Here is a 22627-nt window from a genome sequence, read left to right as displayed (position 1 = left end):
CCCCGGATGCCGTCGCATGCCTGAGCACGCGGCCTGGGTCGGCATCGACCTCGGCACGCAGAGCGTCCGCGTGCTCGCCGTCGACGACGCCGGTGGCGTGCTCGGCGCGGCCACGCACGCCGTGCGCAGCGATCGCGCAGGCGGTCGGCACGAGCAGGATCCCGTCGCGTGGCTGCACGCGGTGCGCACCTGCCTGCGTCAGGTCACCGCGGCGACCTCCGAGGCGGGTGGCGTCGTGCGCGGCGTCGCGGTCGCGAGCACGTCGGGCACGCTCGTGCCCGTCGACGCCGACGGCGCGCCCACGGGCGCCGCCGTCATGTACGACGACACCCGCGGCGCCCCCTTCCTCGACGCCGTGGCGAGCGCCGGCGCGGCGACGTGGGCGCGGATGGGATACCGCATGCAGGCGTCGTGGGCGCTGCCGACGCTCCTGGCGATGCGGGCCGACGGCGCGATCGCACCGGGCGGCCGCGTCGCCCACCAGGCGGACGTCGTCGCCGCCGACCTCGTGGGCACCGCGGTCGCGACCGACGCCTCGCACGCGTTGAAGACCGGCGTCGACCTCGACGTGGTCGCGTGGCCGCGCGACGTGCTCGACGCGCTCGGCGTCGACGCGAGCCTCCTGCCCGACGTCGTCGCGTCCGGCGCCGTGCTCGGCACGGTCTCGCAGGCCGCCGCCGACGCCACGGGCCTGCCCGTCGGCTGCGCCGTCGTCGCCGGCATGACCGACGGCTGCGCCGCGCAGATCGCCGCGGGCGCGCTCGAGCCGGGCGACTGGAGCACCGTGCTCGGCACGACGCTCGTGCTGAAGGGCGTCGCCGCCGAGCGGCCGACGGGCGTCGACGCCGTCTACGCCCACCGCGCGCCGTTCGAGCTCGGATGGTGGCCGGGCGGCGCGTCGAGCACGGGGGCCGGCGTGCTGTCGACGTGGCTGCCGGATGCCGACCTCGCTGCGCTCACCGAGCGCGCGCGGCACGTCGCGCATCCGCCGCTCGCCTATCCGCTCGTCGGCGCGGGCGAGCGCTTCCCCTTCGTCGCGCAGGCGGCGCGCGCCATCGTGCCCGCGGGATCCGACGCCGAGGTGCTCGCGGGTGCCGCCGTGGGCGTCGCGAGCATCGAGCGCCTCGCGTTCGACGTCGTCGCCCACGCCGGGCTGCCCGTCGACGGGCGGCGCATCGCGACGGGCGGCGGGTCGAGGAACCCGTGGTGGGCGCGGATGCGGGCCACGCTGCAGCAGCATCCGCTCGTGCTGCCGTCGGCGAGCGAGGGCGCGCTCGGCATGGCGATGCTCGCGGCGGCAGGCGTCGACGGCGAGGCGCTGCCCGCCGTCGCGGCGCGCATGCGTGCCGCGTCGACCACCGTCGACCCCGAGCCGCTGTCTGCGTGGCTGCGCGACGCGCACGTCGCGCTCCTCGATCGGCTGCGCGCGGAGGGCTGGCTGCCCTCCGCGACCCATGCCGTCGCGCTCGCTGCGATCGGCTGAGCCGCGCGAGCGGAGGAGGATGACGAGCATGACGACGATCCATCTCGTGCGGCACGGCCGCACCGTGTGGCACGACGGCAACCGGTACGCGGGCGCGTCCGACGTCGCGCTCGACGACGTCGGGCGCGCGCAGGCGGCGGCGCTCGCGCCGTGGGCGGCGAGCGCGGGCCTCGACGCCGTCGTCGCCTCGGACCTCACGCGTGCGATCGACACGGCGCGCGTCGCCGCCGACGCCGCGGGGGTCGAGCTGCGGGTCGACGCGCGCCTGCGCGAGGTCGACTTCGGCAGCGGGGAGGGGCTCACGACGGCCGAGCAGGAGGCTCGGATGCCGCAGGCGCGCGCCGCCTTCGTCGCGCGTCCGGCGTCGAGCCCGCTGCCCGGCGGGGAGGCCGGTGCCGACGCGGCCGCGCGCGCGTGGGCGGCGCTCGGCGACGTCGTCGACGCGGTCGGCGACGGCACGGCGCTCGTCGTCGCGCACACCACCCTCATCCGCCTCGTGCTCTGCCGTGCGCTCGGCATCCCGCTCGACGAGTACCGCAGGGTCCTCCCGCGGCTCGACAACGCGACCCGCACGACGCTCGACGCGCGCCGCGACGGCGACGGCCTGCGCGTCGCCCTCCTCGCCTACAACGCGCCCGTCGCCTGACGGCTCGGCGGTGCTCGGTCGCCCGCAGTCGCCGCGCGGCGTCGGCGGGTGCGCCTAGCCTCGAGGGGTGAGCGGGGCGCAGACGACACACGAGCAGGCGGAGCGCCCGACGAGCGCGCACGAGGCGGTCGCGCAGCGGGTGATCGAGGCGCTCGCCGGCCCGCTCGCGCGCCTGCGCGACGACCAGCAGACGGCGGTCGACGCACTCGTGGCCGGCGACGGAGCGCGCGTGCTCGTCGTGCAGCGCACGGGATGGGGCAAGTCGGCCGTGTACTGGGTGGCGACGGCCATCCGGCGCGCGCAGGGGCACGGTCCGACGCTCGTCGTGAGCCCGCTGCTGTCGCTCATGCGCGATCAGGTCGCCGCGGCGCAGCGCGGTGGGCTCGTCGCCGCCGCCATCAACTCGTCGAACGTCGGCGAGTGGCGCGAGATCGAGCGCGCGCTCGCCGACGACGAGGTCGACGTCGTGCTCGTGTCGCCCGAGCGGCTCGCGAACCCGGGCTTCGGCGCCCGCGTGCTCGACGCCATCGGCCATCGGCTCGGCTTGCTGGTGATCGACGAGGCGCATGCGGTCTCCGACTGGGGCCACGACTTCCGCCCCGACTACCGGCGCGTGTCCGACGTGCTGCAGCGGCTGTCGCCGACGACGCCCGTGCTCGCGACGACGGCGACGGCCAACGCGCGCGTCACCGCCGACGTCGCGGCGCAGCTCGGCACGATCGGCGGCACCGAGACGCTCGTGCTGCGCGGCCCGCTCTCGCGCGCCTCGCTCGCGCTGAACGTCGTGCCGGCGCTCACGCCGATCGAGCGCTACGCCTGGGTCGTCGACCACCTGCCCGCGCTGCCCGGCTCGGGCATCGTCTACGCGCTCACGGTCGCCGACGCCGAGCGGCTCGCGACGGCCGTGCGCGCCGTGCACGGCGACGCCCTCCGCGTCGAGGCGTACACGGGGCAGCTCGAGCCGGCCGCGCGCGAGCGCCTCGAGGACGACCTGCTGCAGAACCGCGTCAAGGCGCTCGTCGCGACGAGCGCGCTCGGCATGGGCTACGACAAGCCCGACCTCGGCTTCGTCGTGCACGTCGGCGCGCCGCCGTCGCCCGTGTCCTACTACCAGCAGGTCGGGCGAGCGGGCCGCGGCATCGAGCACGCCGAGGTCGTGCTGCTGCACTCGGAGTCGGATGCGGGCGTGTGGGACTACTTCGCGACCGCGACGATCCCCGACGAGCAGCAGATGGCGACGCTGCTGGGCGAGCTGAGCGCCGAGCCGGCGTCCGTCGTCGACCTCGAGGCGCGCACGGGCCTGCGCCGCACGCGCGTCGAGCTCATGCTCAAGCAGCTCGCCGTCGACGGCGTCGTCGAGCGATCCGCCGACGGCTGGTCGGCGACCGGCACGCCCTGGCACTACGACCGTGCCCACTACGACGGCGTCGTCGCCGTGCGCCGCCGCGAGGCCGACATCATGCGCGACTACGCGCGCGGCAGGCGATGCCTCATGCAGCTGCTGCAGGAGTCGCTCGACGACCCGACGGCGGCGCCGTGCGGCCGCTGCTCGGTCTGCACGGGCGCGCTGTCCCAAGGGCTCGCGGGCGCGCCGAGCCCCGAGACGGTCCGGGCCATCAGCACGGCGCTGCGCGGCAGCGCGCACGAGCTCGAGCCGCGGCGCATGTGGCCCGGCGGTGCGCTCGGCCGCGGACGCATCCCGGAGGGTCTGCGCGCCGAGACCGGTCGCGTCATCGTGCATGCCGACGCGCCGGAGTGGTCGGATGCGCTGCGCGCCGCGATCGCCGGCGACGAGGCTGCGCTCGACGAGCTCGGCCGCGCGGCGGTCGCGACGCTCGCGGCGTGGCGCACGACGTGGCCGGCGCGGCCGGACGTCGCCGTCATGCTGCGCGCGGCGCCGGACGCCGGCGCCCTCGCGCAGGGCGTGGCGGAGCGCATCGCGAGCGCCGGCCGGCTCGACCTCGCGCACGCGACGGTCGCCGACGTGCCGGGCCGCGAGCTCACGTCGGCCGACGAGGCCGCCGCGTGGCAGCGATCGATCCAGGTGCCGACCGACGTCGCCGGTCGTACGGTGCTGCTCGTCGTCGACGCCACGGCCTCGCAGTGGCCCGTGACGATCGCGGCGGCGCGGCTACGCGAGGCGGGCGCGGCCCACGTGCTGCCGCTGCTCGTGCACCGTCGCGTCTGACGCACGACAGGACGGCCCGGACGCCGCGGACCGGCCGTCGCGAGGAGGTCCTCACGACGACCGGCCGGCGACTGCGGGATGCCGACCTATCGGGTGGTGGCCGCCCTGCGACGGGCCGCGCCGACGCCGACGATGCCGAGCCCCGCGAGCAGCAGCGCCAGCGCCCACGGCAGGGCGTCCGCTGCGCTCGTGCCGCCGGTCACGGGGAGCCCGCCTGCAGCACCGCTCGGCGCGGGGGCGCCAGGTGCCGACGGTGCGGGTGCCGACGGGGCGGGCGCGGACGGCGCGGGAGCGGACGGCTCGGGATCGACGTCGGCGGCCGTGACGGGACCGACCGGCTCGCTCGTCCGCTCCTCGGTGACGTAGCCCTCCGCGGAGCCGGTGACCGTCACGGCGACGTCGAGGCCGACCGCAGACGCCGGCACCACGAACGTCGCCTCCGTCGCACCATCGACCGGCTCACCGTCGACGAGCCACTGGTACGCGAAGGTCGTGCCCTCGGTCCAGCCGTCGGTCGCCGCGCCGAGCGTCTCGCCGACGCGCGGCGTGCCGGTCACGACGGGCGCGGCCGCCGTCAGCACGGCGCCGACGACGGCACCGACCGGCTCGCTCGTCCGCTCCTCGGTGACGTAGCCCTCCGCGGAGCCGGTGACCGTCACGGCGACGTCGAGGCCGACCGCCGACGCCGGCACGAGGAACGTCGCGTCCGTCGCACCCTCCACCGGCTCGCCGTCGACGAGCCACTGGTACGCGAAGGTCGTGCCCTCGGTCCAACCATCCGTGACGGCCGTCAGCTCCTCGCCGACCTGCGGCGTGCCGGACACGACGGGGGTGGCCGCGTCGAGGGGCTGGTCGTCGACGAGGAGGCTCGTCGCGCAGTCGACGCACGAGCCGCCGAGGCTCGCCACCTCGGCCGTCGCCTCGATCGTGCCGCCGGATGCGTCGTCGGCGATCGTCGCGTCGAACGTCGCCGTGACGGGTGCCGCAGGAGGCGTGGCCGAGGCGGGCGTCGCGGGCACCGCCCACGTCAGCGTCGTGCCCTCGAGGGTGATGCCTGCGGGCAGCGTCGCGGGATCGATCGTCGCGCGAGCGAGGAGCGAGGAGACGTCGACCGTCACGACGGATGCGTTCAGCGGGCCGTAGCCCACGTTGGTCGCGCTCAGCGTGTACGTCACGACGTCGCCGCGCTGCAGCGCCTCCGTCTCGGCGGCCGCCGTGAGCGTCACGTCGACCTTGTCCGGCCAGCTCGGCTTGCCCGCGTCGAGGATCCAGTCCTGGTAGAACGCGCCGAGGTCGCGGCCCGAGAGCTCCTCGGCGAGCGCGAGCAGGTCGGCACCCGTGCGGCTCGTGCCCGCGTAGCGGGTCTGCCACTCCTCGATGAGCGCGAAGTACGCCTCGTCACGGATCGCGACGCGCAGCGCCGCCCAGAACTGCGCCGAGCGCGTGTAGGTCTGGTAGCCGTACAGCTCGGCCGAGTCGGTCTGCGCTCCCGGCGGGATCTGCCAGCTCGTGCTCGACGCCGCCAGGTTGTTCCAGGAGTTGAAGTAGGTGCGCTCGGAGGGGTTGCCGGCGCCGAAGCCCTCGGCCGAGTTGTAGTACTGCGGACCCCACGTCGCCATGCCCTCGGCGATCCAGATGTCCGTCCAGGTCGTCGGGGAGACGTGGTTGCCGTACCACTGGTGCACGAGCTCGTGGATGAGCGTGTTGCCGGCGACGGTGCCCGCCGACGGGAAGAACGATCGATCCTGGGTCTCGAGCGCGTAGCTGATGCCGGACGGCACCGTGTCGACGACGACGCCCGTGCTGTTGCCGGGGTAGGGGCCGTAGATGGTCTCGAGGTTGCGGATGATCGTCTCGAGCAGCGCGACGCGCGTGCGGATGGTGGTCTTGTTCGTCTCGCTCAGCGCGCTGTCCATGAACGACCACGCCGGGATGACGGTGCCGTCGGTCAGCGTGACGTTCGACTCGATGACGTCGTACTTGCCGATGGAGACGAGGGCGAGCTCCGAGGCCATGGGCTCGCGCTGCTCCCACACCCAGGTGGTGCGCGTGCCGTCGGCCGACGGCGTCCGCGACAGCAGCTCGCCGTTGCTCACGGCCGCCGCGGCTCCGGTCCCCGCGGCGTTCGTGATCGTCGACGGGATGTCGAGCGTGAACGTGTACGTCGCCTTGTCGGCGGGGGTGTTGTTGTGCGGGTAGCCCGTCATCGACCCGACGGGCTGGCCGAGCATGGTCGCGCCGTCCGCCGTGACGTTCCAACCTTCGAAGGAGCCGTCGGCGTCCACGTGCCGGCTGGGTACGCCGTGGTAGGCCACGGTCGTCGTGAACGTCCCGCTCACGGGCGCCGCGGGGGTGATGACGAGCTTGAACGTGATGGAAGCGGGGTCGACGATGCGCTCCCACGTCGCCGGCTGGCCGTTCACGGTGACGGCGTCGACGACGAGGCCCTCGAAGTCGAGCGAGAAGCTGCTCAGCTCGCCCTCGGCGCGGGCCGTCATCGTCGAGGTCGCCTCGATCGTGCTCGCGGCGAGGGTCGCTCCGGGTGTCCAGGCGATCGCGACGTCGTAGTCGAGCGCGTCGTAGCCGCCGTTGCCGACGTTCGGGAACATGGCGTCGCCCGAGGTCTGCGCGCCGGGGACGGGCTCGGCGGCGGCGGCGGCGGTCGAGCTCGCCGTGGCGAGCCCGCCCAGCAGCACGAGCGGGAGGGCGAGGGCGGCGAGGCGCCGCGCGGTCGAGGGTCGACCGTTCGATCGGGTCATGGATTCCTCATCGGGGGTGCAAGGGCGGCCCGAAGGGAGACGGTCGCCTCTGCTGAAGATAAGGATTGCTCGTTACGGGCGTGTGTCGCGCGACGCCCGCCATCACCGGTCGACCGAGCGGCGCGGGACGCGTCACGTGTCGCACGCGCTCGGATGGGGCGTCGAGATGCCGATGGAGGCCGCCGCCGACAGCATCCGATCCCCGATCCGTCAAGCCTGTGCGGGGCTCGGATCGCTCGCGCAGCATGGACTCGATGACTCTCGAGGCCCAGCGCACCAGCGCTCCGATCGACGCGACGACGCTCGCGGCGATCGAGGATCGTGTCGCCGCGGGCGACCGCGCTGCGTTCGCCGAGCTCACCGGCCTCCTCGCGCCGCGCGTGCACGCCACGCTGTCCGCCGCGACCGGCGCCGATCGCGCCGACGGCCTCACCGTCGCGCTGCTCGTCGACGCGTGGGAGCAGGCTGCGCGCATCCGGCACCGCGGCGCATCCATCGCCGGCTGGGTCCTCGCGCGGTCGCATCTGCTCGCGACCGCGACGAGCGCTCCCGGCGACTGACGCGCGCGGCGGCGGATGCGCCGGGGAGTAGGCTCGACGCGCCCCGTCCCCCGCTCTGCAGTCAGGAGCCCCCTTCTCGTGTGCGGCATCGTCGGCCTGGTCTCCACCAGCCCCGTCAACCAGCAGGTCTACGACGCGCTGGCGCTCCTCCAGCACCGAGGCCAGGACTCCTGCGGCATCGCCACCATCGACGGTCGGCACGCCCACGTCCGCAAGGCGCAGGGGCAGGTGCGCGAGGCCTTCCGCACGCGCGACATGCGCACCCTCCTCGGCAACGTCGGCCTCGGTCACGTGCGCTACGCGACGAAGGGCGAGGCGTCGAACGAGCTCGAGGCCCAGCCGTTCTACGTGAACGCGCCCTACGGCATCGTGCTCGTGCACAACGGCAACCTCACGAACACCCGCGAGCTCGCGGCGCAGCTCGAGACGCTCGACATGCGGCACGTGAACTCGGGCTCCGACACCGAGATGCTCGTCAACGTGCTCGGCTCCGAGCTGCAGCAGCTCGTGAACGGCTCGGGCCTCGACGCCGACCAGCTCTTCACCGCCGTGCGTCGCGTGCACGAGCGCGTCGAGGGCTCGTACGCCGCCATCGCGCTCATCGCCGGCCACGGCATGCTCGGCTTCCGCGACCCCTACGGCATCCGCCCGCTCATCCTCGGCCGTCGCCCGGCGGGCAATCGGATGGAGTGGGTGCTCGCGTCGGAGTCGCTCGTGCTCGAGGCGTCGGGCTACGAGGTCGTGCGCGACGTCGCGCCGGGCGAGGCCGTGTTCATCACGCTCGACGGCGAGATGGTCTCGCAGCAGTGCCACCCGAACCCGGTGCTCCTGCCGTGCTCGTTCGAGTACGTCTACCTGGCCCGCCCCGACTCGACGATGAACGGCATCGGCGTCTACGACGCGCGGCTGCGCCTCGGCGACCGCCTCGCCGACACCATCGCGCAGTACACACCGAGCGGCGACATCGACGTCGTCATGCCCATCCCCGACTCCGCGCGGCCCGCGGCGATGCAGGTCGCCAGGCGGCTCGGCATCGAGTACCGCGAGGGCTACTACAAGAACCGCTACGTCGGGCGGACGTTCATCATGCCCGGCCAGGAGCAGCGCAAGCGGTCGGTGCGGCAGAAGCTCAACGCGATGCCGAGCGAGTTCCGCGGCAAGAACGTGCTCGTCGTCGACGACTCGATCGTGCGCGGCACGACGAGCCGCGAGATCGTCGAGATGACGCGGCAGGCCGGCGCGAACAAGGTCACGTTCACGTCCGCGGCGCCGCCCGTGCGCTTCCCGCACGTGTACGGCATCAACATGCCCTCGCGCGCCGAGCTCATCGCCGCCGGCAAGACCATCCCCGAGGTCAATCGGGCGCTCGGCGCCGACTACACCGTGTATCAGGAGGTCGCGGACATGCAGTCGGCGATCCTCGAGGGCTCGGACATCGCCGGCCTCGACATGTCGTGCTTCACGGGCGAGTACGTCACGGGCACCGTGACGGACGAGTACCTCTCCTGGGTCGAGCGCACCCAGCTGAGCTGACGCCCGTGGCCGCCCGCATCCGCGCGCGCCGCGTCGCGATCGCTGCGACGATCGACCTCGTCGCCGTCGTGCTCTTCGCCGCCGTCGGCCGTGCGAGCCACGGATCGTCCACGCTCGTCGGCGTCGTGACGACGGCCGCGCCGTTCGTGTCGGCGCTCGCGGTCGCCTGGCTGGCGTCGCTCGCGTGGCGCCGCCCCGTCGCGCCCGTGCGCGCCGGCGTGCCGATCTGGATCGTGACGGTCGCGGGCGGCATGCTCGGCCGCGTGCTGCTCGGCGAGGGCACCGCCACCGCATTCGTCGTCGTCGCGACGCTGACGCTGCTGCTCCTGCTCGTCGGCTGGCGTCTCGTCGCCCGGCTCGTCCGGCCGCGCCGCCGCGCCGCCGAGGGGGCCGCGACGCAGCGATAGCGTGGACGGGTCCCCGCCGCCGATGGAGGTCCGCCCGTGCCCGCTGCCGCCGATCCGATCGCCCACGCTCGGGATCTCGCCGACCTCGTCGCAGCATCCCCCTCCGCGCTGCACGCCGCCGCCGAGGTGGCCAGGCGGCTCGTCGAGGTCGGGTTCGAGCCGCTCGACGAGGCGGAGGCGTGGCCGACGACGCCCGGCCGCTACCTCGTGGTGCGCGACGGCGCCGCGATCGCCTGGATCGTGCCGGATGGCGCGACCGCGACGACGCCCGTGCGCATCCTCGGCGCGCACACCGACTCCCCCGGCTTCGTGCTGAAGCCGCAGCCGACGACGGGTCGGCTCGGATGGCTGCAGGCGGGCGTCGAGATCTACGGCGGGCCGCTGCTGAGCTCGTGGCTCGACCGCGAGCTGCGCCTCGCGGGACGCCTCGTGCTCGACGATGGCGGCTCGGTGCTCGTCGACTCCGGCCCGATGCTGCGGCTGCCGCAGCTCGCCATCCATCTCGACCGATCGGTGAACGACGGGCTGACGCTCGACCGGCAGGCGCACACGCAGCCGGTATGGGGCCTCGGCGCCCCGGAGTCGGCGGACCTGATCGGCGAGCTGGCGGGCGTCGCGGGCGTCGACCCCGCCCGGGTGCGCGGCTACGACCTCTCCGTGGCGGATGCGGCTCGCGGCGTCGTGTTCGGCAAGGACGACGTCTTCCTCGCCGCGGGGAGGCTCGACGACCTCGCGAGCGTGCACGCGGGCGTCGTCGCGCTCGCCGCAGCCGCCGACGGCGTCGGGGCCGACCGCATCCCGATGCTCGCGATCTTCGACCACGAGGAGATCGGCTCCGAGACCCGCACCGGCGCCGCAGGGCCCTTCCTCGCGGAGGTGCTCGAGCGCATCGGCGTCGCGCTCGGCGCGACGCGGGAGGAGCGGATGCGCGCCATGGCCCGGTCGTGGCACGTCTCGAGCGACGTCGGGCACTCGGTGCATCCGAACTACCCCGAGCGGCACGACCCCGTCGTGCGACCCGTGCTCGGCTCCGGCCCCATCCTGAAGATCAACGCGAACCAGCGGTACGCGACCGACGGTGCCGGCGAGGCGGCCTGGCGCGGGTGGAGCGCGGCGGCAGGCGTGCCGGTGCAGGAGTTCGTCTCGAACAACACGGTGCCGTGCGGCTCGACGATCGGCCCGATCACGGCCACGCGGCTCGGCATCCGCACCGTCGACGTCGGCATCCCGATCCTCTCGATGCACTCCGCGCGGGAGCTCGCGGGCGTCGCCGACCTCGCGGGCCTCGCGCGCGTGGCGGAGGCCTTTTACCGCGGCTGAGCCCGGGGCATCCGCGCTCGGCGTCCTCCCGGCATCCGGCTCCTAGGCTGCGGCCATGGGCAACACCCCGTTCGACACGTTCATGATCTGGCTCCCGGTCTGGCTCCCGGCGCTCGTCGTCAGCCTGATCCTGCAGTGGCTCGTCGCCCGCAGCGCCGCGATCTCCGCGCTGCGCAAGCGCGACCGCGAGCGCGCTGCGGCCGTCGCGACGACGCGGGATCCTCGCGCCCCGGGCGCTCCCGGCGCGTCCGTGTAGCCTGGCGGGCTCGTCGCCGACGGGCGCCGACGAGGGGCATCCCTCGACGAAGGAGCCCTCCGATGGCCGCCCGCACCGATCCCGCGACCGACACGACCCTCGACGACCGCATCCGCATCGCCGTCCGCACGGCGGTGGAGGAGGACGACCTGTCGGGTGTCGTGCGCGTCTCGATCGCGGGCGAGCTGCGCTACGAGGAGGCCTTCGGCGTCGCCTCTCGTCGCTGGGGCGTGCCCGTCGCCACGTCGACGCGCTTCGACGTCGCGTCGGTCACGAAGCTCGTCACCGCCGTGGCGGTGCTGCAGCAGGTCGACGCCGGCGTGCTCGACCTCGACGCGCCGATCGGCGACCACCTCGACCTCGAGGGCACGACCATCGATCCGGCGATCACGCTGCGGCACCTGCTCACCCACACCTCCGGCATCGCGGACGACGCCGACGAGGAGGCCGGCGAGTCGTACGAGGCGCTCTGGCGCGACCGCCCGAGCTACGCGGTGACGACGACGCGGGACTTCCTGCCGCAGTTCGCCTTCAAGCCCGCGCGGGTGCCGCCGGGCACCGACTGCCGCTACTGCAACGTCGGCTACGTGCTCGCAGGTCTCGTCCTCGAGGCCGTGACCGGCACGGCGTTCCGCGAGCACGTCGTCGAGCACGTGCTGCGCCCGGCGGGCATGGAGCGCTCGGGCTTCTTCCACATGGCCGAGGCCGAGCCCGACGTCGCCGAGGGCTGGGAGCCCGTCCGCGACGTCGAGGACGGGCCGATCGTCGGCTGGCGGCAGAACGTCTACTCGTACCCGCCCATCGGCTCGCCCGACGGCGGGATGCATGCCACGGCCGAGGATCTCGAGCGGCTGCTGGACGCCATCCGCGCCGGCCGCCTGCTCTCGCCGACGTCGACGCGCGCGTTCCTGTCCCCGCAGGTGCTGCATCACGAGGAGGAGGACGGCTCGGCGCTGCACTTCGGCTTCGGCCTCGAGATCGAGGTGCGGGCGGACGGGTCCATCCGCTCGCTGTACAAGGAGGGGATGAACGTCGGCGCGAGTGCGATCGTGCGGCACTACCCCGACGCGGATGCGACGGTCGCGGTCGTCGCGAACAGCGAGGGCGGCGCCTGGGGTGCGATCGCGGCGCTCGACGACGTGCTGGGCGACTGACGCGGGCCCCTCCGCTCGCACGCCGAAGGCCGATCGCTCGACCGCGTCGCGTGCGCAGCCCCACCCGCTCCCTGAGGTGCGAGCGCAGCGAGCCTCGAAGGGATCCCGCCGCCGAGACCCTTTCGAGGCTCGCTTCGCTCGCACCTCAAGGGCCGTAGGGGGCGACCACCCGCTCCTGGAGACGCTACATCCGCCCCACCCGCGTCACGCGCACGACGGGCTCGCCCGCCTCCGCCGACGCCTCGAGATCGACCGTCGCCCAGATGCGCCAGTCGTGGTCGCCGGCCGGGTCGGCGAGGATCTGCTGCACCTCCCACGCCGTCGTGCCCTCGTCGACGACGAGCATGCGCGCCGATCGCGCATCGGCCCCCGTGCCGATCGAGTCGTGCTCGGCGAAGTACGCGTCGAGCGCCTCCCCCCACGCGTCGGCGTCGAAGCCGTGCGGCCCGTCGAGCTCCCCGAGCGCGTCGACGCGGTCGAGCGCCGCGAGCTGCACGCGCTGGAAGAGCGCGTTGCGCACGAGGATGCGGAAGGCGCGAGGGTTCGCGACGATCGTCGGCGGGGGCGGCGGCGCGACGGGCGCATCCGCGTCGTCGGTCGGGTGGAGCAGCTCCTCCCACTCGTCGAGCAGGCTCGAGTCGACCTGCCGCACGACGGCGCCGAGCCATTCGATGAGGTCGACGAGCTCCTCGCCCTTCGCCTCCTCCGGCACCGTCTGCCGGATCGCCCGGTACGCGTCCGACAGGTAGCGCAGCACGAGCCCCTCCGAGCGCGACAGCCCGTAGTGCTGCACGTACTCGGCGAACGTCATCGCCCGCTCCCACATGTCGCGCACGACCGACTTCGGCGACAGGACGGCATCCTCGACCCACGGCTGCGACGACGCGAAGACGCGCAGCGCCTCGGTGAGCAGCTCCTCGAGGGGCTTCGGATGCGTGACCTCCTCGAGCAGCTCCATGCGCTCGTCGTAGTCGATGCCGTCGGCCTTCATCGCCGCGACGGCCTCGCCGCGCGCGAGGAACTGCTGCTGCGCGAGGATCGGCCGGGGGTCGTCGAGCGTCGCCTCGATGACGGACACGACGTCGAGGTGGTGCGTGGGCGAGTCGGGATCCAGCACGTCGATCACCTCGAGCGCGAACGGCGACAGCGGCTGGTTGAGGGCGAACTGCGGCGGGAGGTCGACGGTGAGGCGGATGACCTGCCGTCTCGGATCCGCGGGGTCGGGATGCTGCTCGACGACGCCCGCGGTGCGCAGCGTGCGGTAGATCGCGAGCGCTCGACGCTCGAGGGCGAGCTGCTCGCGGCGCGTGCCGTGGGAGGAGCGGATGAGGTCGCGCATGTCCGCGAACGCGTCGCCGCGGCGACCGATGACGCCGAGCACCATCGCGTGCGTCACCTGCATCTGCGACCGCAGCGGCTCGGGCTCGGCGTCGATGAGCCGCTGGAACGACGGCTCCCCCCACGAGACGAACCCATCCGGGGCCTTCTTGCGCACGAGCTTGCGGCGCCTCTTGGGGTCGTCGCCGACCTTCGCGAGCTGCTTCGCGTTCTCCGCCTCGTGCTCGGGCGCCTGGGCGACGACGTCGCCCGCGGTGTCGAAGCCTGCCCGCCCCGCGCGTCCGGCGATCTGGTGGAACTCGCGGGCGGTGAGGTGCCGCATGCGCTGCCCGTCGTACTTCGTGAGCGCCGTGAGGAGCACGGTGCGGATGGGCACGTTGATGCCGACGCCGAGGGTGTCGGTGCCGCAGATGACGCGCAGCAGCCCCTGCTGCGCGAGTTGCTCCACCAGCCGTCGATAGCGCGGCAGCATGCCGGCGTGGTGCACGCCGATGCCGGCGCGCACGAGCCGGGAGAGCGTCTGCCCGAAGCGCGTCGTGAAGCGGAAGTCGCCGATCGCGTCCGCGATGCGATCCCGCTGCTCGCGGCTCACGACCTTCGTCGACGTGAGGGCCTGCGCCCGCTCGAGCGCCGCGGCCTGCGAGAAGTGCACGATGTAGACGGGCGAGCGCTGCGTGGCGAGCAGCTCGTCGATCGTCTCGTGCACGGGCGTCATGGCGTACGAGAAGTGCAGCGGCACGGGTCGTTCGACGCCCGTCACCTGCGCGGTCTCGCGGCCCGTCCTGGCGCTCAGGTCGTCGGCGATGCGCGTGACGTCGCCGAGCGTCGCCGACATGAGCACGAACTGCGCCTGCGGCAGCGCGAGCAGCGGCACCTGCCACGCCCAGCCGCGCTGCGGATCGCCGTAGAAGTGGAACTCGTCCATGACGACCTGGCCGACGTCGGCATCCGCGCCCTGCCGCAGCGCGACGTTCGCGAGGATCTCGGCCGTGCAGCAGACGATCGGGGCGTCGGGGTTCACGGACGAGTCGCCCGTCACCATGCCGACGCGCTCGGCGCCGAAGATGCCGACGAGGTCGAAGAACTTCTCGCTCACGAGCGCCTTGATCGGCGCGGTGTAGAACGTTCGCCTTCCTTGCGCGACGGCGGCGAAGTGCGCGCCGATCGCCACGAGCGACTTGCCGGTGCCCGTCGGCGTGGCGAGGATGACGTTCGCCCCGCTCACGATCTCCATGAGGGCCTCCTCCTGCGCCGGGTAGAGGCTCAGGCCGCGCTCGTCGAAGGCCCAGCCCGCGAAGGCGTCGAACGCGGCGTCGGGATCCCAGGGCGAGGGTGCGTGGTCGAGGAGGGGCATCGCCTCGATCCTCCCGCACGTCGAGGGTGCGCGCCGCGGCGTCGGTCGGATGCGCGCGATGCGCGGCAGGGACGCGCCGCAGGGGTGCGCCGCGCACCGAGCGGCGACGGTGCGCACGACGGATGCGGCGGGGACCGCGGGGTCAGTCCGAGGCGTCGTCGCGGTGGTGACGGGTGCGCTCGGCGGTGAGCGTGCGGCGCCGACGACCGACGATGCGCTCGAGCAGGATCGCGACGACCGCGCCGAGCACGATGCCGACGACGATGCCGACGACGACGAGGAAGGGCACGACCGCCGACGTGTCGATGGTCGGACCCGCGCCGAGCCACGGTCCTGACGAGCCGAGCCGCGAGAAGAGCCAGCCGCCGACCGCGCCGACGATGGCGCCGAGCACCATGAAGCGGCCGTAGCGCGGCACGAGTCGCGCCCGCACCTGCACGTCGTCGCGCTCGACGGTCACGGAGCGCTCGCGCTCGACGGGCGGCTCGGTCGACGATGCGTCGGCGCGCGCCGCGGCGACCTCCGCCTCAGCGGGCTCGACCGGCGCGTCCGTCGCTGCGGCCGGCTCCTCTGCCGGCGTGGGCGCGCCCGCGGCGTCGCCTCCGTCGCGGTCACCCGAGCCGGGTCGGGCGTCGTCGTCGGGGCGGGAGGTCACGCATCCAGCATCCCATCCGCCGCGCGGGCGAGGCGAATCGGTGCGGCCGGCGGCGCGCTGCGCTACCGGCGCAGGCGCAGGGAGTCGAGCGTCAACGAGGTGCGGCCGAGCGACGACGCGCGCAGCGACGAGGAGGAGAGGATGCTCGACGCGCGACGACCGGCGACGAGCTCCGGTGTCCCGAACGAGCCGCCCGCCGCCTGCTGCGCGGCGCGCTCGGCGCGCTGCTGCAGCGCAGCCGCCTGCTGCTCGTGCTTCGCGGTCGCACGGTCCCTGGCGCGGTCGGCGGCGGTCGCCGAGTCGGCGATGCGCTGCTGCATGCGCTCGAGCGTCGACGGCTGCCGCTGCTGCTGCTGCGGCGCGAGCTGACGCTGGCTCGGCTGCGGAGGCGGCGGCTGCTGCATGCGCTGCTGCTGGCCGGGCCACTGCTGCTGCCCGGCCCACTGCTGCTGCCTGCCTTGCGCCTGCTGCGGCTGACCCGGCCATCCCGGGCGTCCCTGCTGCTGCGCCCATCCCGTCGCCTGCTGCCCGCGCTGCTGCGCCTGCTGCCACGCCGAGGCGCCCTGGCGCTGCAGCTGGTCGCGCGCCGACTGCACGCGCTGCGGCACCTGCGGTTGCTGCTGCTGCCACTCCTCGCGCGCCCACCGGGCACCCTGCCGGCCCTGCCTGCGCAGGATGCCGAAGCCGCCGCGCACCATGAGCAGGCCACCCACGGTCATGAGCGCCGGCACGATCATGTACGGCAGCGTCGTCTCGATCGCACGCTCGAAGCCGAGCACCGCCGCCCACTGCACGAGGCTCCCGAGGCTGCCGAAGAGGCTCGGCACGCCGTTGAACAGCAGCACGAGGCCGACGATGAAGAGGCCGATGCCCGTGATGGCCGCCGATGCGTTCGGGCGGCGCTGCTGCTCGACGGTGCTCATGCATCCACTGAAGCACAGTGAGCCGAGCGCGGCCTAGGAGTGGATGCGGCCAGCGTGCGCAGGCATCGGCGCGCGGCGGTGGCTGCGCGCGCCGCTAGCATCGCCGAGGCGCCCGCCCGCGCGCCGCTCCCGAAGCACGAAGGACCTGCAGCATGCCCCTGCCCTGGACCGCCCGCGCCGAGCGCGGCATCCGCGACCTCGTCCTGCCCGAGGAGCGCCTGTCGTGGCCGCGCACGATCGGCATCGGCATGCAGCACGTGGTGGCGATGTTCGGCGCCACGTTCCTCGTGCCGACGCTCACGGGATTCCCGCCGTCGACGACGCTGCTCTTCTCGGGCGTCGGCACCATCCTCTTCCTGCTCGTCACCGGCAACCGCCTGCCGAGCTACCTCGGCTCGTCCTTCGCGTTCATCGCGCCCGTCGTCGCGGCCTCGACGGCGGGCGGACCGGGCCTCGCGCTCGCGGGCGTCGTGCTGACGGGCGCGCTGCTCGCGCTCGTCGGGCTCGTCGTGCAGGTCGCGGGCACGCGATGGCTCTCGGTGCTCATGCCGCCCGTCGTGTCGGGCACGATCGTCGCGCTCATCGGCTTCAACCTCGCGCCCGCGGCGCGCGACTCCTTCCTCGCGGCGCCCGGCATCGCGGCCCTCACGCTGCTCACGATCGTCGTCGTCGCGGTGGTGTTCCGCGGCCTCGTCGCCCGCCTGTCGATCCTCGTCGGCGTCGTCGTCGGCTACGTCGCATCCGCCGTCGTCGGCGTCGTCGACTGGTCGGACGTCGACGAGGCGGCGTGGATCGGCCTGCCCACGTTCCAGACGCCGTCGATCGACCTCGCGCAGTGGCCGCTGCTGCTCATGTTCGTGCCGATCGTGCTGCCGCTCATCGCAGAGAACGTCGGCCACGTGCGCGGCGTCGGCCAGCTCATCCACCGCGACCTCGACCCGGTCGCGGGTCGCGCGCTCATCGCCGACGGCGTCGCGACGGTGCTCGCCGGCCTCTTCGGCGGCTCGGCGACGACGACGTACGGCGAGAACATCGGCGTCATGAGCGCGACGCGCGTCTTCTCGACCGCGGCGTACTGGATCGCGGCGTGCACCGCGATCGCGCTGTCGCTGTCGCCGAAGGTCGGCGCGATCATCGCCGCGACGCCCGCTGGCGTCATCGGTGGCGTCACGACCGCGCTGTACGGGCTCATCGGCATCATCGGCGTGCGCATCTGGATCGAGCACCGCGTCGACTTCTCGCGACCTCGCAACCAGTTCTCGGCGGGCGTGGGCCTCATCGTCGCGATCGCCGACTTCACCCTGAACGCCGGCGCGGTGACGCTCGGCGGCATCCTGCTCGGCACCGTCGCGACGCTCGTGATCTACCACCTCATGGCGCTGCTCGAGCGTCTGCGCGGCGGCGACGAGATCGCCGACGGCCTCGGCGCCCCGCCGGCGGCGTCGGTGTCGGACGCGGGCTCCGCGCCCGCCGCCCGCTGACCTTCCGCTCGATCGGTCACTTCTGGCGCTTGATTGGGCAGTAGTGGCGGACGACACGCCGCAGCGCGAACCACTGCTGCCCAATCGATCGCCTCGCGGCGGAGATCTCGGCCGTCAGACGCGCACGAGCGGCAGCCACGCCTCGATCGTCGCGCGGACGCCGGATGCGCGCACCGCACCCGCGCCGACGGCATCCGCCCACGTCGTCGCCCCGGTCGCGAGCGCGAGCCACGTGTCGGTGTCGGTCTCGATGACGTTCGGCGGCGTGCCGCGCGTGTGCCCGGGGCCCTCGACGGCCTGCACGGCGCCGAACGGCGGCACGCGCACCTCGACGCTCTTGCCCGGCGCGCGATCCGCGAGGCACTGGAGCGTGTAGCGCACGGCCGTGGCGCGCTCGGTGCGTCCGGCGCCGTCGCCGAGCGCCGCGCGCACGGCATCCATGCCCTCGAGGTCCGGGATGCGCTTGGCGGCCACGCGACGACGCTACCGCGCCCACAGGGTCGAGGTCGTCGGCCGGATGCGAGGTCACATCCGGCCGAGAACCTCCCATCTGCGGCGGAGGCGACGGGACGCGCACCCGGCCGCACCCGCTCGCACGCGCTCGTAGGATGGACCGGTGCGCATCCTCGTCCTCGGCTCCGGCGCGCGAGAGCACGCCATCATCACCGCGCTGCTGCGCGACGGCGAGCACTCGGTGATCGCCGCGCCCGGCAACGCCGGCATCGCGCAGGTCGTCGAGACCGTGCGCGTCGACCAGAACGACGGCGACCTCGTCGCCCGGCTCGCGACCGACGTCGGCGCCGAGCTCGTCGTCATCGGCCCCGAGGCGCCGCTCGTCGCGGGCGTCGCGGACGCCGTGCGCGCCGCCGGCATCCCCGTCTTCGGCCCGTCGAAGCGCGCAGCGCAGCTCGAGGGCTCGAAGGCGTTCGCGAAGCGGATCATGGACGCCGCGGGCGTGCCCACGGGAGCCGTGACGCGTGCCGAGACGGTCGAGCAGGCCGCAGCCGCCCTCGACGCGGTCGGCGCCCCCTACGTCGTGAAGGCGGACGGGCTCGCCGCGGGCAAGGGCGTCATCGTCACCGACGATCGCGCGGCCGCCGACGCGCACGCGCACTACTGGCTGCAGCAGGGTCCCGTGCTCGTCGAGGAGTTCCTCTCCGGCCCCGAGGTCAGCCTCTTCCTGCTCTCCGACGGCACCACCGTGCGTCCGCTCGCCCCCGCGCAGGACTTCAAGCGCCTGCGCGACGGCGACGAGGGCCCGAACACCGGCGGCATGGGCGCCTACTCGCCGCTGCCGTGGCTCGAGACGCGCTTCGGCGGCGAGCAGGCGTTCGTCGACGAGGTCGTCGCGACGATCGCGCAGCCCACGATCGACGCGCTGCGCGCCGAGGGCGCCCCGTTCGTCGGCCTGCTGTACTGCGGCCTCATCGTCACCGACGCGGGCATCAAGGTCATCGAGTTCAACGCGCGATTCGGCGACCCCGAGACGCAGGTCGTGCTGCCGAGGCTGTCGTCGCCGTTCGGCGCCGCGCTCCACGCCGCCGCGACGGGCACGCTCGACCGCATCCCGCCGCTCGAGTTCGGCGGCACCGCAGCCGTGACCGTCGTCGTCGCGAGCGAGGGCTACCCCGACGACCCGCGCACGGGTCGCCCGATCACGGGCATCGCCGACGCGGATGCCCTCGAGGGCGTGCAGGTGATGCACGCCGCGACCGTCGTGAGCGAGGAGCACGGATTCGTCGCCACCGGAGGCCGCGTGCTCTCGGTCGTCGGGTCGGGTGCGACGCTCGCCGAGGCGCGCGAGCGCGCGTACGCCGGCGTCGAGGAGATCCGCCTCGAGGGCTCGCAGGCGCGCTCCGACATCGCCCGCGCCGCAGCGGGCGCCTGATGGGAGCCCTGCCCGGCTACGACCTCGTCTACCAGGGCAAGGTCCGCGACCTGCACGTGCCGGCGGGCGCCGACCTCGCGACCGCCGACGCCATCCTCATGGTCGCCTCCGACCGCGTCTCGGCGTTCGACCACGCGCTCGAGCCGCCCATCCCGGGCAAGGGCGCGACGCTCACCTCGATGACGACCTGGTGGCTGCGCACGCTCGGCGACGAGGCGCAGCTCGCCGGCGACCATGGCCCCGGCGGCGACGCGCTCGCCCGCATCCCCGACGCCGTCGCCGGTCGGGCGCTGCTCGTGCGCAACCTCGACATGCTGCCCGTCGAATGCGTCGTGCGCGGCCGCATCACCGGCTCCGGCCTCGTCGAGTACCGCGAGACGGGTGCCATCTCGGGCGTCGCGCTGCCCGCGGGGCTGCGGGACGGCGACGCGCTGCCCGAGCCGATCTTCACTCCCGCCTGGAAGGCGCCGAAGGGGCAGCACGACGAGAACATCTCCCTCGACCGGGTCGTCGAGCTCGTCGGCGCCGAGACCGCCGAGACGCTGCGCACGCGCTCGCTCGAGGTCTTCGGCCGGGGCGCGGCGATCGCCGCGGAGAAGGGGCTCGTCCTCGCGGACACGAAGCTCGAGTTCGGCCGCGACGCATCCGGCGCGATCGTGCTCGCCGACGAGGTGCTGACCTCCGACTCGTCGCGCTACTGGGATGCGGACGCGCTCGAGGCAGGACGCGTGGAGTCGTTCGACAAGCAGATCGTGCGCGACTGGCTGCTGGCGGAGGCCGAGGCGGGCCGCTGGGACCGTCGCACGACGCCGCCCGTGCTGCCCGCATCCATCGTCGAGCGCACCGCCGCCCGCTACGCCGAGCTGCTGGAGCGCCTCGTCGCCTGACGCCGGTCACGTTCCGAGGTACGCATCTCGCGTTCCGAGGTACGCATCTCGTCGCGAGGTACCGCGATCGTCGTACCTCGCTGCGAGACGCGCACCTCGGAACGGTCAGGCAGCCTCGCTCGAGCCGATCACGATGCCGAGCACGCCGATCACGAGCAGGATGACGGGCCACGCCACGAGCGGGATGAAGAAGAGGCTCGACGACGGGCGACGCGCGGCGGACACGCCCGGCGCGACCTCGCGCGGCACGTCGATGATGCGGAAGAGGCGCAGGAGCCACACGCCGAGGGCGAGCACGGCACCGATGACGAAGCCGATCCCCACGGCGATGCTCGTCGCGGCATAGGCGGGCTCGACGGGCAGCGCGTCGCGGATGACGAAGAGCGCGAGCAGCAGCCCCGCGATGAGCCCGAACAGCACCAGGATGCCCCAACCGCGCCAGATGACCATCGCCTCGAACCTCCGCGTCCGCCGTCGCGAGTCCGCGGTGCGCGGCTCGTCTCCGGCAGGCTAGGCGGCGCTCCTCCACGAGCCTGTGCGATCCCTGTGCGCGGCGTGCGAGGGCCGTGCCGGTCGACGTGCGCGAGCCGCACGCCGCGGATGCCGCTACGGCGTCGGCACCTGCCACACCTGGGCGCAGGCCGAGACGCCCTGCTGGTAGCCGTTCGAGAACCACGTCTGCCGCTGCTGGCTCGAGCCGTGCGTCCAGGTCTCCGGGTTCACGCCGCCGCCGGAGGACGACTGGATGGTGTCGTCGCCGATCGCGGCCGCCGCGTCCAGCGCGTCGTCGAGCTCGGCCTGCGTCGGCTGCAGCAGCACGGGATCGCCGCCATCCTGGTCGGGCGTCTGCGAGGCCGCCGCGAGCCACGCGCCCGCGTAGCAGTCGGCCTGCAGCTCGCTGCGCACCGCGGAGCCCGACGGGCCGGTGTCCTCAGGGTTCACGCGCTGCAGGTCGCCCGTGAGCTGCTGCACGTGGTGGCCCCACTCGTGACCGAGGACGTAGAGCTGCGCAAGCGATCCGCCCGATGCGCCGAAGCGCTCGCGCATGAGGTCGAAGAACGTCGTGTCGAGGTAGATCTGCTCGTCGGGCGGGCAGTAGAACGGGCCGACGGCGCTCGTCGCCGCGCCGCAGCCCGTGGAGACCTGGCTCGTGAAGAGCAGCACCGTGGGGTCGCGGTACTCGAGGGAGTTCTGCGCGAAGACGCTCGACCAGTACGCCGACAGGGAGTCGGCGCCGCCCTCCATGCGGCAGTCGTAGATCGCGGGATCGTTCGCGTCCTCGCCCGAGCAGCCCACGACCTCCGTGCCCTCGCTCGAACCCTGCGACGGGCCTTGCTGGATGGCGCTGCCGAGCCCCGTGAGGTCGATGCCGAGGAAGGAAGAGACGACGAAGAGCAGCACGGTGATGAGGCCGCCGCCGCCGATCGCGATGGCGCCGCCGCGCGCGCCGCCTCCGCCGCGGCGCACCCGAGTCGTGTCGAACTGCGCATCGCCGCGGAACGTCATGGCGGCAGCGTAGTCCGCGCCGCCTCCGATGCAGCGGGATGGACAGCCGGCGCGCGATCGTGCACGTCGCTGGCGGATCGGCGACCTCGGCACCGATTGGCGACTTCGGCCCGCGATTGGCGACTTCGGCCTCCCGGTTGGCGAGTTCGGGCCGCGATTGGCGAGTTCAACCGTGCCGAAGTCGCCAATCGCCTGCGGTTCGCGACCTCGGGCCGCGACCGACGACCCCGCGCGTCCGAGTGACGACGTCAGGCGTCGAAGAGCGACCTCGTCCGTGCCGAAGTCACCG

At 73.9% G+C, this 22627-nt stretch carries 19 protein-coding genes; 12 read left to right on the top strand and 7 right to left on the bottom strand.

Annotation, left to right across the window (positions count from 1 at the left end; genetic code table 11):
- Positions 1–16: 16 nt before the first annotated feature.
- From C1N71_RS01900 to C1N71_RS01890, 3 genes are all read left to right on the top strand, one after another.
- Positions 17–1483 carry an FGGY-family carbohydrate kinase gene (locus C1N71_RS01900; protein ID WP_137754866.1) on the top strand — a complete coding sequence of 489 codons (1467 nt, stop codon included), beginning with the start codon at positions 17–19 and terminating at the stop codon, positions 1481–1483.
- A 28-nt stretch (positions 1484–1511) separates the two neighbouring features.
- Positions 1512–2129: a histidine phosphatase family protein gene (locus C1N71_RS01895; protein ID WP_137754865.1), complete on the top strand. Its 618-nt coding sequence runs from the start codon at positions 1512–1514 to the stop codon at positions 2127–2129.
- A 67-nt stretch (positions 2130–2196) separates the two neighbouring features.
- On the top strand, positions 2197–4317 hold the full coding sequence (locus C1N71_RS01890) for a RecQ family ATP-dependent DNA helicase (protein ID WP_137754864.1): 2121 nt from the start codon (positions 2197–2199) through the stop codon (positions 4315–4317).
- An 86-nt stretch (positions 4318–4403) separates the two neighbouring features.
- Here the strand turns inward: C1N71_RS01890 and C1N71_RS01885 are convergent, their stop codons facing one another.
- Complete coding sequence (locus tag C1N71_RS01885) at positions 4404–7076, bottom strand: M1 family aminopeptidase (RefSeq protein ID WP_137754863.1); 2673 nt, start codon at positions 7074–7076, stop codon at positions 4404–4406.
- Between the two features lie 254 nt (positions 7077–7330).
- Here C1N71_RS01885 and C1N71_RS01880 point away from each other — a divergent pair, with 254 nt between their 5' ends.
- The 6 genes from C1N71_RS01880 (at position 7331) to C1N71_RS01855 (ending at position 12306) form a co-directional block, all read left to right on the top strand.
- The gene (locus C1N71_RS01880; protein WP_137754862.1) at positions 7331–7636 is read left to right on the top strand and encodes a hypothetical protein; all 306 of its coding nucleotides are present in this window, start codon (positions 7331–7333) and stop codon (positions 7634–7636) included.
- A gap of 78 nt (positions 7637–7714) precedes the next feature.
- Entirely contained in the window at positions 7715–9169 is a 1455-nt protein-coding gene (gene purF, locus C1N71_RS01875) for an amidophosphoribosyltransferase (protein WP_137754861.1), read from the top strand.
- A 5-nt stretch (positions 9170–9174) separates the two neighbouring features.
- The gene (locus C1N71_RS01870) at positions 9175–9576 is read left to right on the top strand and encodes a DUF3054 domain-containing protein (protein ID WP_254678058.1); all 402 of its coding nucleotides are present in this window, start codon (positions 9175–9177) and stop codon (positions 9574–9576) included.
- Between the two features lie 36 nt (positions 9577–9612).
- Positions 9613–10896: a M18 family aminopeptidase gene (locus tag C1N71_RS01865; RefSeq protein ID WP_137754860.1), complete on the top strand. Its 1284-nt coding sequence runs from the start codon at positions 9613–9615 to the stop codon at positions 10894–10896.
- Between the two features lie 55 nt (positions 10897–10951).
- The gene (locus tag C1N71_RS01860) at positions 10952–11152 is read left to right on the top strand and encodes a hypothetical protein (protein ID WP_137754859.1); all 201 of its coding nucleotides are present in this window, start codon (positions 10952–10954) and stop codon (positions 11150–11152) included.
- A gap of 62 nt (positions 11153–11214) precedes the next feature.
- Entirely contained in the window at positions 11215–12306 is a 1092-nt protein-coding gene (locus C1N71_RS01855; protein ID WP_137754858.1) for a serine hydrolase domain-containing protein, read from the top strand.
- Between the two features lie 184 nt (positions 12307–12490).
- Here the strand turns inward: C1N71_RS01855 and C1N71_RS01850 are convergent, their stop codons facing one another.
- From C1N71_RS01850 to C1N71_RS01840, 3 genes are all read right to left on the bottom strand, one after another.
- Positions 12491–14998 (bottom strand): DEAD/DEAH box helicase, encoded by a 2508-nt coding sequence (locus C1N71_RS01850; RefSeq protein ID WP_137754857.1) that lies wholly within the window; start codon positions 14996–14998, stop codon positions 12491–12493.
- A 142-nt stretch (positions 14999–15140) separates the two neighbouring features.
- Positions 15141–15653, bottom strand: coding sequence for a GlsB/YeaQ/YmgE family stress response membrane protein (locus C1N71_RS01845; protein WP_137754856.1), 513 nt, complete (start codon positions 15651–15653; stop codon positions 15141–15143).
- A 62-nt stretch (positions 15654–15715) separates the two neighbouring features.
- Positions 15716–16576 carry a phage holin family protein gene (locus C1N71_RS01840; protein WP_137754855.1) on the bottom strand — a complete coding sequence of 287 codons (861 nt, stop codon included), beginning with the start codon at positions 16574–16576 and terminating at the stop codon, positions 15716–15718.
- Positions 16577–16728: 152 nt separating this feature from the next.
- Here C1N71_RS01840 and C1N71_RS01835 point away from each other — a divergent pair, with 152 nt between their 5' ends.
- On the top strand, positions 16729–18057 hold the full coding sequence (locus tag C1N71_RS01835; RefSeq protein ID WP_137754854.1) for a uracil-xanthine permease family protein: 1329 nt from the start codon (positions 16729–16731) through the stop codon (positions 18055–18057).
- A gap of 114 nt (positions 18058–18171) precedes the next feature.
- Here C1N71_RS01835 and C1N71_RS01830 read toward each other — a convergent pair whose 3' ends face one another.
- On the bottom strand, positions 18172–18531 hold the full coding sequence (locus C1N71_RS01830; RefSeq protein WP_441297125.1) for a sterol carrier family protein: 360 nt from the start codon (positions 18529–18531) through the stop codon (positions 18172–18174).
- Positions 18532–18673: 142 nt separating this feature from the next.
- Here C1N71_RS01830 and purD point away from each other — a divergent pair, with 142 nt between their 5' ends.
- Both purD and C1N71_RS01820 read left to right on the top strand, forming a co-directional pair.
- Positions 18674–19945 (top strand): phosphoribosylamine--glycine ligase, encoded by a 1272-nt coding sequence (gene purD, locus C1N71_RS01825; protein WP_137754853.1) that lies wholly within the window; start codon positions 18674–18676, stop codon positions 19943–19945.
- A complete protein-coding gene (locus tag C1N71_RS01820) occupies positions 19945–20832 on the top strand; it encodes a phosphoribosylaminoimidazolesuccinocarboxamide synthase (protein WP_137754852.1) in 888 nt (295 codons plus the stop codon). Before purD ends, C1N71_RS01820 begins: the two co-directional genes overlap by 1 nt.
- A 105-nt stretch (positions 20833–20937) precedes the next feature.
- On the opposite strand, the gene C1N71_RS01815 is transcribed toward C1N71_RS01820, so the two are convergent.
- Together C1N71_RS01815 and ypfJ are read right to left on the bottom strand one after the other, a co-directional pair.
- Positions 20938–21282, bottom strand: a complete 345-nt coding sequence (locus tag C1N71_RS01815) for a hypothetical protein (RefSeq protein ID WP_137754851.1) — start codon at positions 21280–21282, stop codon at positions 20938–20940.
- 156 nt (positions 21283–21438) lie between these two features.
- Positions 21439–22338 carry a KPN_02809 family neutral zinc metallopeptidase gene (gene ypfJ / locus C1N71_RS01810; RefSeq protein ID WP_137754850.1) on the bottom strand — a complete coding sequence of 300 codons (900 nt, stop codon included), beginning with the start codon at positions 22336–22338 and terminating at the stop codon, positions 21439–21441.
- Positions 22339–22627: the final 289 nt, after the last annotated feature.

It is taken from the genome of Agrococcus sp. SGAir0287 (genome assembly GCF_005484985.1).
GTDB lineage: Bacteria > Actinomycetota > Actinomycetes > Actinomycetales > Microbacteriaceae > Agrococcus.
The sequence above is the reverse complement of the archived record's forward strand: the minus strand, read 5'-3'. Positions and strand labels throughout refer to the sequence as shown.